Here is a 12,074-nt window from a genome sequence, read left to right as displayed (position 1 = left end):
GCGAGAGTTGATCGCTCTAATGTATTGCTGTTCAACATCTTTCGTCCCGGTTCAAGATTTCGAGAAGCTCGGACCACCTAAATTCGTCACAGTGACGAAAATAGGTGGTGTGCCCGTTCATCGTCATTACGTCACCAAACGGGCATCCGAGTTCACTACGTCGATTTCTGCGCTTCCATCATTCCGACGATGCGTTGTAGGTCGTCGACCGAGCCGAATTCGACCACAATCTTTCCCTTCCGCTTGCCCAGACTGACAGTCACCCGGGTGTCGAACGAGTCCGACAACCGCTCGGCCACATCCTGCAGACCCGGCATCACGATGGGCTTGCGCTTCTGCGGGGGAGCGATCTCATTGTCCGCCCGGTTGGCAAGAGTGACGGCTTCCTCCGTCGCGCGAACCGACATTCCTTCGGCGACGATGCGTGCCGCCATGACTTCCTGAGCGTCGGCACCCGCCTCGAGGGACAGCAGTGCGCGAGCATGGCCGGCCGAAAGTACTCCAGCCGCAACGCGGCGCTGAACCGCCACCGGCAGCTTCAGCAGACGAATCATGTTGGTCACGACGGGACGCGAACGTCCGATCCGATTGGCCAATTCTTCGTGGGTTACTTCGAACTCCTCGAGCAACTGCTGATACGCCGCTGCCTCCTCGAGGGGGTTCAACTGCACTCGATGGATGTTCTCGAGGAGCGCGTCGCGCAACATCGAGTCGTCATCGGTTTCACGAATGATCGCCGGAATCTTCTCCAGCCCGGCTTCCTGGCTCGCGCGCCAGCGACGCTCACCCATGACAAGTTGGTACTTGTCACCGTGACGACGGACCACGATCGGCTGCATCAAGCCGAATTCGCGGATCGAGTGAACCAACTCCGCGAGCGCTTCCTCGTCGAAAACGCTGCGGGGCTGCTTCGGGTTCGTCTCGATCAGGCTCGGTTCGATCTCTAGATAGACCGCGCCGGTCGGCTCGAGTTCGGTCTCCGGCTCAGCTTCCACCGGAGCCTTCGCCGCCGTCGCCTTGGTGGCTTTCGGCGTTTTCGGAGCTGCCTTAGTCGGTGGGGGAGGGGAGGGGTTGCGCTTGTCTACGCCGATTACGACGTCCGCTGCAGCAGATCCCAGACCCGGTGCCGTGGCCGGCCCAGTGGGGATGAGAGCAGCCAAGCCGCGGCCCAATCCACCTTTGCGTGCTTGACTCATCTCACTGCTCCTGGGTCGTCGTGGTGGCAGAGCGGGCGGCAAGTTCTCGTCCGGCGTCGAGGTAACTCATGGCGCCACGTGAACCCGGGTCGTAATCGAGAACTGTCATTCCGTATCCGGGAGCCTCGGACACCTTCACGCTGCGCGGAATCACAGCGCGCAGGACGGCCTCACCGAAGTGTTTGCGTACTTCTTCGGCGACCTGGTCGGCGAGCTTGGTCCGTCCGTCGTACATCGTCAGAAGGACGGTGGAGACATGCAGATCCGGGTTCAGATGAGCCTGGACGAGTTCGATGTTGCGGAGCAACTGACCGACCCCCTCGAGGGCGTAGTACTCGCACTGGATCGGGATCAGGACTTCCTTGGCAGCGACCATCGCGTTGACGGTCAGCAGCCCCAGCGAGGGCGGGCAGTCGATGAGGACGAAGTCGACGTCGAGCTCTGCGAGCACCTTGTCGTTGAGCGCGCCTTTGAGTCGATTCTCGCGGGCAACCATGGAGACCAATTCGATCTCGGCGCCCGCCAAATCGATCGTTGCCGGGATGCAGAGAAGGCGCTCACTGTGCGGGCTGGTCTGGATCGCCTCCGGGGCCTTCACTTCGCCTATGAGCAACTCGTAACTGGAGGGGGTGCCCGACGTATGGACGACGCCCAGAGCCGTGCTGGCGTTGCCCTGAGGGTCCAAATCGACCACGAGGACAGTGAGCCCTTGAAGAGCGAGCGCCGACGCAAGGTTCACCGTGGTCGTTGTCTTACCGACGCCGCCCTTCTGGTTCGCGATGGTGATCACGCGGCGGAACGCCGGCTTCGGCAGCGTCACCGAATGGGGGTGAAGCACCTGGCTCGCTCGATGCGCGGCCGCCCCGATGGGAGTCTCCTCCGAGGAGATCGCCGCGTAGGGGGCGGTGAAATTGTCGTCGTCGTCGTTGACGATCTGATCCGCACCCGCGCCCGTGTGCTGCTTCGGTGTTTCACGTGAAACGGCGGATTCAGATCGACCCGACATTGACTGCTCCTTCGATTGGGAATCGATCACTAGGTGCTCTCATCATCTGTACATTGCTCTCGATTGCATGCGTGTAAATCATCAACGCTGGCGACGCTTCGGGAGACGTTCGGCCTTCACCACCACGGTGGGGGTGCGGAGAATCTTGGCTCCACATTCGAGTATTTCCAACTTACCTGCGCCCAATTTAGTGAGCGCCGTTCGGTCCCGCTCGATCTCCTCGGCAGCGCTCGAACCCTTGAGTGCCAGCATCCGACCGTGCTCGTGAATGAGTGGGAGGGACCAACGTGCGAGCTTCTCGAGAGGCGCCACGGCCCGCGAAGTGACCACGTCCGCACCCCCCGCTTCCTTCACAACACCCGATTCCTCGGCTCGCCCTCGGACAACCAATACGTCCAATCCGTTGGACTCGATGAACTCCGCGAGGTACACCGAGCGTCGAAGCAACGGTTCGACGAGAGTCACCTTCAAGTCCGGGCGGGCGATCGCGAGAGGGATTCCGGGTAGGCCGGCACCGCTTCCTACGTCCACAACCGACTCACCTTCGGCGATCAGTTCACCGATCACTGCGCAGTTGAGAAGGTGACGCTCCCACAGTCGGGGAACCTCACGGGGACCAATGAGCCCGCGCTCGACACCATCCGTTGCAAGGGATTGGTAATACCGTTCCGCGATCTCATATCTGTCACCGAACACTGCGCGCGCAGTCTCTTGTTCGTCCCAGTCAACCGACGCCGCACCATTCTGTTCCACGTGAAACATCCTCCCGCGTAAACCGCGAAATCAACAATCAAGACCGAAATCATTATCCGCTCTGGAGCCGACATGTGTTCGCTTCTGCACACCGACTCGCTGTGAGTCTGCCGACTCGTTCATTCTTTGGGAAGTATTCCGCCCAAAATTCAAGTGGGGGAGGGGAGGGGTTCACGTTCCACGTGAAACATTGCGCTGATAATTCTCCGAGTTCTGACCCGTTTCACGTGAAACATAGCCGGGCGATCGAACGCAGATAGGAGGTCGATTATCAATATCATCACAGTGACGAAACTGCCATGGGTAGTTACATGGATGGAATTCGGGCCCGAAATGGGCAATTATTTACGAAAAGTGGTTGTAGAGAATTGCTGCCGTCGGACAGCCGAACGGACTCGGTCGGTCTGACGCAATCTGTTGTTCGACGCGGATGAGCTTCGAGTCCAAGTCCCGGACAGCATCGTTATCTCACCGCCGGTTGTTGCGAGCCATACATCCGTCGGCTTGACACTCCTGTTGCGGGACACCGGAGACTTGGCATCACAAACCGCGAATCAATCAAGGAGCTTCGCACCACAGGATGCGCATGGCGAGTTCGCCTTCGATGTGGATACCGGTGTCGGCGGGAAGATCAAAGTCGAGCAGGGGACCTGCCCGATGCGCAGGATGAATTCCTGCGCCTGGACTCGAAAGCGCTGCAGGCTCTGCGCGATTAAGATCCGCGCTTGGTGCAGGAGTTGTTGGACGGCAAAGACTACGACTACCCGTTGGTGCATACCGAACCCGGAACCAACAAGATCATCGCTTACGAGTTCGATCCGGGCACCGCGAAGTCCTTCCACCTCGTACAGCCCGGATCCGCCCTCATGACGAGACCAGGAGCGGGTGTGGGCGCGACGCCGATCGCGCACACCCCGCGAGTCAACCGAACTCAGGGCGGTCCCGTGATTACCCCGACGCGGTCCGCAGTCTATGAACCGGAGCCCGTGTAGATGAGGTCGATTCCGGTTTGCTTGGCAAAGTAGTCGCCGCCGATCTCACCCCGAAGCCCGCAACAGCATCATCGACTTTGCGTGGCGACGAAGCCCACTCGATGTGATTGGTCCGATTCCTGTGAGAGCGCGCAAACCTGTTCCCACACCGGATTCGATCTCGCCGACCTCGATCGCTAGTCCTCGTCCTCATACTCCGGTTCGGGCTCATCCACCCATGCCTGATACCCCGGACTCGTCAGTCGCAGGTGGATCGCGCTGGGGCTCATACTGAGTATGACGACCACTTTGGGCAGGTCCCACCGGATAGTTGCCTCAGGTCCGGGCTCGGAGTACGTGGGTATCGGAAGGACGGAAGTCAGTGCCGCAGTGAGATTCGCGAACCCTGCGTTCCGCAGCGGGCGCACCACTGTCATGGGCGTAGCATCATCTGCCACGTCCGTGACGAAGATCGAGATCCAATCCATTCTGTGTTGCCGCCCGAACATGTTCGCCTTCGGCCGGCAGACATGAAGGTTCGTTCGTATCGAGCCGCCACCTTGCCTGAGTTCGACGAGCTCCCATCCCGCTTGTGCGCAGAAGGGTTCCAGGTCGTCGACGGCCCAGGTCCAGTCGAATTCTGCGGCGAGGCGGGCGATCCGGGTGGCGCCTTCGATGTCGACGTGCATGTGCGGATGCTGCTCCTTCTTGATCGTTGTTGATGACGCCCCAATCCGGGGCCCTCGAAGTGAGGGCTGGCGGGTTGTCGGTCATCGGATGCCAGCGCCGAAGGTAAGGACCTTGCCAGCAGGCCTGACGACATCAGGTCGGTGATCCATTGTGGCGGGCAATCTGGGGCGGAGATCGAGGGCTCGGGGCAACAACCATCGATCCGGTTTCACGTGAAACGAAGGCCGGCTATTCGGTCTGGGGGAGGGGAGGGGCTCACATGTAGTACGGCATGTCGTCGATCGAATATCCGAACATGCACAGTGCACCCCCGACGAACAAGAAGGCAATCGCGAAGCTGAGCGTGACCGGTCGCCCGGATCGCCATGCCAGTGCAAGTGGAATGAATACGACGGCGACTACTCCCAGCGGCAACAACCAACAGAGCCAATACTTCAGACCGCCCGGCGGGAAAGACTGGACTTTCATTTTCTGCTGCAGTTCGAAGACCACGGGCCAATAACTCAGGCCACACACGAGCATCCCTATCAAGGCCCCAAGGGTCATCAATCCGAGAGGGAATCCGGAGCGCTCGTTGGACATGTCGACAACGATAGGCACCTGACCTTCACCGTGCCGCCGGATTCGGTTTCACGTGAAACACCTCTCGTACGCGAATGCGGGCCCCGGAAAATCCGGGGCCCGCATTCGATCAAGGGGGAGTGTCAGTCCTTGAGGACAACCACTCGACGAGACGGCTCAGCGCCTTCGCTCTCGCTGGAAACACCGGCGACCTTGGCGACAGCGTCGTGCACGATCTTGCGTTCGAACGGCGTCATCGGAGCAAGCTCTTCGCGTTCGCCGGTCTCGAGAACACGCTGTGCAGCTTCCGCACCGAGAGCACTGAGTGCCTCGCGGCGGCCCGCCCGCCAGCCGGCGATGTCGAGCATCAAGCGGCTGCGCTCGCCGGTCGACTGTTGAACAGCCAGACGAGTCAGCTCCTGGAGAGCATCCAGAACCTCACCCTTACGTCCCACAAGCTTGGTCAGGTCGTCGCCGCCGTCGATGCTGACGATCGCCCGATCGCCCTCGACGTCAAGGTCGATGTCTCCGTCGAAATCGAGCACGTCGAGCAACTGCTCGAGGTAGTCGCCGGCGATCTCGCCCTCTTCGATCAAATCGTCATCGGAATCGTCGATGTCTACATCCACATCGGTAACCGGCGCAGTGGTCTCGGTGCTCACGTCTGCGTTCTCTCCATCCACAACGATGTCAGCTTCACTGGACATTGGTCGTTCTCTTTCCTGGATCAGCGCCGTTTATTGCGCTTGGGGGAGTTGCCGCGGTTGCTCTGTGGCCGGTTCTGTTTCGGTTTCGACGTAGAACCACCACTGGAACCCGAGGGCTTCGGCTGAGGCTTCTTGAGCGAAACTTCCGGGGCGTCACCGTCGTCGTCGGCTGAATCCGCGGTCTTCAGCGCAGCCGGGGATCCCTTCTTCTTACCGGGATCGGGACGGGCACCGGGCTTGGGCGCATTGTCGTTGCGGCGAGTGATCGCTTCCTGCTTCTTCGCTTCTTCTTCGGCATCGATCTTGCGGAAGACGAGGTGCTGCTGACCGTAGGTCCAGATGTTGTTCGACACCCAGTACAGGAGGATCGCGATCGGAAGGAACGGTCCACCGACCAGAACACCGAGCGGGAAGACGTACAGCGCGAGCTTGTTCATGATCGCGGACTGCGGGTTCGCGGCAGCTGCTTCGCTCTGACGGGCAACCGAAGCGCGTGAGTTGAAGTGGGTCGCGATGCTGGCAATGATCATCAACGGAGCGGCCACGAGAATGATGTTCAGGCGTGACGGAAGCTCGGGAACGTTCTCGGTGACATAAGCCTGAAGCTGCGCAACCGGCGTCGTGATCGCGGCCGAGATGGGCGCGCCGAACAGACGAGCATCCAGGAACGACTGGACGTCAGTGGCCGAGAAGACGTAGTTCGGGGTGTTGAGGTTGTCCTCGGCGCTCATGCCCAGCTGGCCCATGCCGGTGCCGGTGCGGTTGAACGAGCGCAGGACGTGGAACAGACCGATGAACACCGGAGCCTGAGCCAAGACCGGAAGACAGCCCATGATCGGGTTGAATCCGTGCTCCTTCTGGAGCTTCTGCATCTCGACGGCCTGGCGCTGACGGTCGCCCGAATACTTCTTCTGCAATGCCTTGATCTGCGGCTGCAGTTCCTGCATCTGGCGGGTCGTGCGGACCTGCTTCACGAACGGCTTGTACAGAACCGCACGCAAGGTGAACACCAGGAACACCACGGAGAGCGCCCAGGCTATTCCGTTGTCCGGGCCGAGAATGAACCCGAAGACCTTGTGCCAGACCCACAGAATCGCGGATACCGGATAGTAAATGAAATTGAGCACGGCTCTAAGTACTCCTCTGTTCGTCCGTCGGACTGTGACACGCTGCGCGTGCTTCCGGACAGCTATGGCGGCTACCCGCATCACGGTCACGACGGGCAGGGACAGGGTCCCACCCTCCAGAATGCCAGGGGGCACACTTCGCCAACCGCACCACAGTCAAGAAAAGGCCTTTGATCGCCCCGTGAGTGCGCAGCGCTTCGACCGCGTATTCACTGCAGGTGGGGGTGAACCGGCAGGTCGGCATCCTCAAGGGCGACACATACGTCCGGTACAACTCGATACAGAAGATGAGAACAGTGGCGGGAGCGCGACGCACAGCCTTCAACACCGTGATGACACGGGAGGCTCTGGGAGTCTCGATCTGCTCAGAGAGCGGAGTACTCATGGCTCTTCACTTACCGACACCAATAGGTTCATTTTGGTCAGGCCCCCACGCAACTGCTTGGCCAGTTCGGCTGAACTGGCGGTAGCTGCGCCCGGAAGTGCGCGGATAACCACGTCCGTCTCCGGCGAAACCTGCCCGACGAAATCTGCACAGATATGACGAAGCCGGCGTGCGACTCGATGTCGAATCACCGCCGGCCCGACAGCCTTGCTCACGATCAGCCCGAAACGGGGACCGTGATTTGTTACTACCAGTGCCTCTACTTGCTCGCGATCGAACGCGTGCACGACAAGGTCGCGTCTTCCCATACGACGCCCGCGTCGCACCGCCACGGAGAAATCCGCGTGGCGACGCAACCGAGACGGCTCAGGCAACACCCCGAGCTCCTGAACTCGAAATCAGATCAGGCGGTGAGGGAATCGCGGCCCTTACGGCGACGCGCCGAAACGATTGCACGACCCGCACGGGTACGCATACGAAGACGGAAGCCGTGAACACGCGCGCGGCGGCGATTATTCGGCTGGAACGTCCGCTTGCCCTTGGCCACGGTCAACACTCCTCGAAGTTCATTGACGCCTCCCGGCGTCATTCAGTGATCGACGCCTTACGGCGCCTTTGGATCCAACAGGTACAGAACAATCAACTTCACTCGTTGTGGCTTGGAAGACCGATCCGACCTGACATATGTAGCCAGCACGAAGCGATCACCACCAGCGGGTGACCGTTCGAGGTTACTTACCACCGTTGCCAAGGTCAAACCAGCCCGATTCGGAGCCCTCTCGCGGCAACCGCGACGACACGCCGATACTTCCATCATTCCGCAGATTCCATTCGCGGTGTGCATACGGCCGTGACCTCGAGCGAGGCGGCAAGTGTGACCTTGGCAACAGTTCCGCTACGGACTGCAGGTGACCTGAAGGCAACCCGGACAGTTCCACCGGCGCATGCTCCCGACAAGGCCTCATCAGCACATACGGGCACGAGCGCCGGACGCGACCCCGAATCCCGAGTTTCCACATTCATCCACAGGGCTGTGAGTGTTGACGCATCCCCGACACCAAGTGGCGAACGCCTCGAGTTCCGACAAAGTTGCAGGTAGATCAATTTCTCGATCACTTTGACGAATTTGGTTGACGAAAAAACCGACTCAGTGCAGGTTTGTCCACATCTGTGGATAATTGTGTGGAAACACAGCCCAGGTGGCATATTCGTAGCCTGTTACGGGGTTCTCACCCCGGGTGGTAATCCACCGAATCATTCGACGCCGCAGCCATACGCTCGGCAGCTGCAGCACACCCACTGTCGGCGAAACACGGGAAGGAACCACGTGAACGACGATCCCAACGCGCTCGCACGGGTCTGGGTCGACGTGGTTGCAGAACTCACGAGTGATGACCCCGGAAGTAATCTTCCGGCTTTGAGCAGCAAGCAGAAGGCATTTGTCCGTCTGGTGAGGCCTCTCACACTTGCTCAGGGTTTTGCACTCCTCTCGGTTCCATCGCCATTTGCTCAAGAGACGATCGAGCGCGATCTACGCGAGCCGATCCTGCAGGCACTCGGACGCCACCTCGGCGGCCAGGTCGAGGGACTCGGTGTCCGCATCGCACTCGAAGACGATGCCGACGCACCCGCCGAACCGGTCGAGGAGCGCACGGGCAGCCGTCAGTTCGAGTCGGTCAACTCATCGGGCGCATACCGTCGGCGCAGATTCACCGAAGGCGACGGAGAACCTTCGGACTCCGAGACTGCCGAGACCGAAGAAGTCGACGACGACCGCGAAGCACTCGCGAGCGTTCACGAATCGTGGCCGTCGTACTTCACGAAGCCGCCCGCTACTCCTTCTGCTTCTGGGTCCGGCGCGAACAGTCTCAACGCGAAGTACACCTTCGACACTTTTGTGATCGGATCGTCCAACCGATTCGCTCATGCCGCTGCCGTCGCGATCGCGGAGGCGCCGGCGCGTGCGTACAACCCCTTGTTCATCTGGGGAGCTTCGGGCCTGGGCAAGACGCACCTTCTTCACGCCGCCGGCCACTACGCACAGCGACTGTTCCCCGGCATGCGGGTCAAGTACGTCTCGACCGAAGAATTCACCAACGACTTCATCAACAGTCTTCGTGACGACCGCAAGGTCGCGTTCAAGCGTCGATACCGGGAAACGGACGTCCTGCTGGTCGACGACATCCAGTTCATCGAAGGCAAGGAAGGTATCCAGGAGGAGTTCTTCCATACCTTCAACACCTTGCACAACGCGAACAAGCAGATCGTCGTCTCCTCGGATCGTCCGCCCAAGCAGTTGGCAACCCTCGAGGAGCGTCTGCGGACGCGCTTCGAATGGGGCCTGATCACCGACGTTCAGCCGCCTGAGCTCGAGACGCGTATCGCGATTCTGAGCAAGAAGGCGAGGATGGATCGCCTCGAGGTCCCGCACGACGTCCTCGAGTTGATCGCCAGCCGTATCGAGCGCAACATTCGTGAACTCGAGGGCGCGTTGATCCGCGTCACCGCTTTTGCCTCGCTCAACCGCCAGCCGTTGGATCTGACGTTGGCCGAGGTGGTCCTGCGCGATCTGATGCCCGATTCGTCGAGCCTCGAGATCAACGCGGCGACGATCATGGCGGTGACGGCCGAATACTTCAACATGTCGATCGACGACCTGTGTGGGCCGGGTAAGGCCCGGCCGCTCGCTCAGGCCCGCCAGATCTCGATGTATTTGTGCCGTGAGCTCACTGATTTGTCATTGCCGAAGATCGGTCAGACGTTCGGCCGTGACCACACGACGGTCATGTACGCCGACAAGAAGATCCGTAAGGAAATGACGGAACGCCGCAAGGTGTACGACCAGGTTCAGGAGTTGACCGCAAGGATCAAGCAGCGCTCCAAGCGCTGACCTGCACTTATTTCGATCGATGCCGCTCGAGGCAGAGGTTCCCTCGAGCGGCATCGGTGTATTCGAAGGGTTACACGTGCGGTCCCCTCGAGGGCGGTTGTCCACCTCGAGGGACGACACGCCGGAGTCGGACACGCCGATGAGAACAAACTCTTCGTTTCTTGTGAAAAGTATTCACATCTGTGGATAACTGTGTTGATAACTCCGAAAGTCTGTGGAGTTCTCGAGGAGGAATCCGAAAACTTTCAGAGAGTGCACAGAGGGGGTCGATTGGTCCTCGAGTCTGTCCTCGAGAAGTGCACAGGCCCTCGAGGGGACCTACCAGCGTCGACAACCGTTGCTCCACAGATTGCACAGGACTTATTACTACTACTGAGAATTTCCTAGGAAAAGCTCTTTGAAAATAGTTCTGGGGACAACTCCTGTTGAGAACCTCGCCTCAGGCTGCGCTCGTCCCGGCTTCGGCTTTCCACTTGCGCCCTCGAGGGCATACGGTGGGCATCGCTTGGTCTGTGTCAGACTTCAAGTGAGCTGATGCAGATCCGCAGCAGACGAACATGCCTACCGAGAGGAATAACCCGGCGATGGAGCTTGGAAGCCTGAAGTTTCGCGTTTCCCGGGAAGAGTTCGCTGATTCAGTAGCGTGGGTTGCTCGTAGCCTGCCCTCGAGGCCGCCTGTGCCGGTTCTCGGCGGAGTTCTTCTCGACGCAACCGAAGCCGGCCTCACCGTTTCCGGGTTCGACTACGAGGTATCTGCGCAGGTCCGCGTCTCGGCAGATGTCACGACTGCAGGTCAGGCACTCGTCTCCGGACGCCTCCTTGCCGATATCACCAAGTCGCTTCCCAACAAGCCGGTCGATGTGACCCTCGAGGGCACTCGCGTGCTCATCTCCTGTGGAAGCGCCAAGTTCTCCCTGCCCACGATGCCGGTCGAGGACTACCCCCAGCTTCCGACGCTTCCGCAGCAGTCCGGGTCCATTCCCGTCGACCTGTTCTCCGAAGCCATCAGCCAGGTAGCCGTAGCAGCCGGCAAGGACGACACCCTTCCGATGCTCACGGGTATCCGTGTCGAGATCGAACAGAATTCGATCGTCCTCGCCGCTACCGACCGCTTCCGTCTCGCCGTTCGTGAACTCGAGTGGACTCCGGCAAACCCCGACGTCCAGGCTGCTGTTCTCATCCCTGCCAAGACTCTGTCTGAGTCCGCGAAAACGCTTGCCGGCAATGCAAATTCGCCGGTCGAGTTGGCTCTCGGTTCCGGTACGACCATCGGAAACGACGGACTCCTCGGCATCGTCAACGACGGACGCCGCACCACGACGCGCCTCCTCGACGCCGAGTTCCCGAAGTTCCGTCAGTTGCTGCCTGCTCAGCACACCGCGATGGCAACGGTCGAGGTCACGCCTCTCATCGAGGCCATCAAGCGTGTAGCACTCGTCGCCGAGCGCGGCGCACAGGTTCGCATGCAGTTCTCCGCTGACGGCCTGCTCCTCTCTGCGGGTGGCGACGACGCCGGCCGCGCAGAAGAGACACTCAACGCGTCGTTCCAGGGCGAAGCACTCACCATTGCGTTCAACCCCGGTTACCTGATCGACGGGTTGAACTCGCTTCACAGCGAAAACGTTCTGTTCGGCTTCACCACTCCCAGCCGTCCGGCTGTTCTTCGCCCCGCGGCCGAGGAAGAGCCCACGGCAGACGAGTCCGGTAACTTCGCTGCGCCCTCGAGCGAGTACACGTACCTGCTGATGCCGGTTCGCCTCCCGGGCTGAGTGGTACCCCGCACTTCAG

At 60.3% G+C, this 12,074-nt stretch carries 13 protein-coding genes; 3 read left to right on the top strand and 10 right to left on the bottom strand.

The features are described 5' to 3' along the window. Positions 1 to 155: 155 nt before the first annotated feature. From B0E55_RS07315 to rsmG, 3 genes are all read right to left on the bottom strand, one after another. A complete protein-coding gene (locus B0E55_RS07315) occupies positions 156 to 1,196 on the bottom strand; it encodes a ParB/RepB/Spo0J family partition protein (protein ID WP_019746202.1) in 1,041 nt (346 codons plus the stop codon). Between the two features lies 1 nt (position 1,197). Further along, positions 1,198 to 2,202 carry a ParA family protein gene (locus B0E55_RS07310; protein ID WP_020909862.1) on the bottom strand — a complete coding sequence of 335 codons (1,005 nt, stop codon included), beginning with the start codon at positions 2,200 to 2,202 and terminating at the stop codon, positions 1,198 to 1,200. Between the two features lie 81 nt (positions 2,203 to 2,283). Continuing rightward, positions 2,284 to 2,964, bottom strand: coding sequence for a 16S rRNA (guanine(527)-N(7))-methyltransferase RsmG (gene rsmG, locus B0E55_RS07305; RefSeq protein WP_019746204.1), 681 nt, complete (start codon positions 2,962 to 2,964; stop codon positions 2,284 to 2,286). A 719-nt stretch (positions 2,965 to 3,683) separates the two neighbouring features. Between rsmG and B0E55_RS07300 the strand changes: the two genes are divergently transcribed. Next, on the top strand, positions 3,684 to 3,947 hold the full coding sequence (locus tag B0E55_RS07300; protein ID WP_080909376.1) for a hypothetical protein: 264 nt from the start codon (positions 3,684 to 3,686) through the stop codon (positions 3,945 to 3,947). Between the two features lie 176 nt (positions 3,948 to 4,123). Here the strand turns inward: B0E55_RS07300 and B0E55_RS07295 are convergent, their stop codons facing one another. The 7 genes from B0E55_RS07295 to rpmH form a co-directional block, all read right to left on the bottom strand. Continuing rightward, complete coding sequence (locus B0E55_RS07295) at positions 4,124 to 4,615, bottom strand: DUF6301 family protein (RefSeq protein WP_019746206.1); 492 nt, start codon at positions 4,613 to 4,615, stop codon at positions 4,124 to 4,126. Between the two features lie 256 nt (positions 4,616 to 4,871). Then, complete coding sequence (locus B0E55_RS07290; protein ID WP_080909375.1) at positions 4,872 to 5,198, bottom strand: hypothetical protein; 327 nt, start codon at positions 5,196 to 5,198, stop codon at positions 4,872 to 4,874. A 122-nt stretch (positions 5,199 to 5,320) separates the two neighbouring features. Continuing rightward, positions 5,321 to 5,884: a Jag family protein gene (locus B0E55_RS07285; RefSeq protein WP_003942504.1), complete on the bottom strand. Its 564-nt coding sequence runs from the start codon at positions 5,882 to 5,884 to the stop codon at positions 5,321 to 5,323. Positions 5,885 to 5,904: 20 nt separating this feature from the next. Further along, the gene (yidC, locus tag B0E55_RS07280) at positions 5,905 to 7,011 is read right to left on the bottom strand and encodes a membrane protein insertase YidC (protein ID WP_019746208.1); all 1,107 of its coding nucleotides are present in this window, start codon (positions 7,009 to 7,011) and stop codon (positions 5,905 to 5,907) included. Positions 7,012 to 7,015: 4 nt separating this feature from the next. Further along, positions 7,016 to 7,396, bottom strand: a complete 381-nt coding sequence (gene yidD, locus B0E55_RS07275) for a membrane protein insertion efficiency factor YidD (protein ID WP_007729147.1) — start codon at positions 7,394 to 7,396, stop codon at positions 7,016 to 7,018. Next, positions 7,393 to 7,773 (bottom strand): ribonuclease P protein component, encoded by a 381-nt coding sequence (rnpA, locus tag B0E55_RS07270; RefSeq protein ID WP_019746209.1) that lies wholly within the window; start codon positions 7,771 to 7,773, stop codon positions 7,393 to 7,395. The genes yidD and rnpA overlap by 4 nt, the downstream gene beginning before the upstream one ends. Before the next feature lie 26 nt (positions 7,774 to 7,799). Further along, positions 7,800 to 7,943 (bottom strand): 50S ribosomal protein L34, encoded by a 144-nt coding sequence (gene rpmH, locus B0E55_RS07265; protein ID WP_003942540.1) that lies wholly within the window; start codon positions 7,941 to 7,943, stop codon positions 7,800 to 7,802. A 780-nt stretch (positions 7,944 to 8,723) separates the two neighbouring features. Here rpmH and dnaA point away from each other — a divergent pair. Together dnaA and dnaN are read left to right on the top strand one after the other, a co-directional pair. Beyond that, on the top strand, positions 8,724 to 10,286 hold the full coding sequence (gene dnaA / locus B0E55_RS07260; protein WP_003942491.1) for a chromosomal replication initiator protein DnaA: 1,563 nt from the start codon (positions 8,724 to 8,726) through the stop codon (positions 10,284 to 10,286). Between the two features lie 584 nt (positions 10,287 to 10,870). Beyond that, on the top strand, positions 10,871 to 12,055 hold the full coding sequence (dnaN, locus tag B0E55_RS07255; RefSeq protein WP_007729165.1) for a DNA polymerase III subunit beta: 1,185 nt from the start codon (positions 10,871 to 10,873) through the stop codon (positions 12,053 to 12,055). Positions 12,056 to 12,074: the final 19 nt, after the last annotated feature.

It is taken from the genome of Rhodococcus sp. 66b (assembly GCF_002076325.1).
GTDB classification, from domain to species: domain Bacteria; phylum Actinomycetota; class Actinomycetes; order Mycobacteriales; family Mycobacteriaceae; genus Rhodococcus_F; species Rhodococcus_F erythropolis.
Note: the sequence above shows the minus strand (reverse complement) of the source record. Positions and strands in the feature narration are given on the sequence as shown.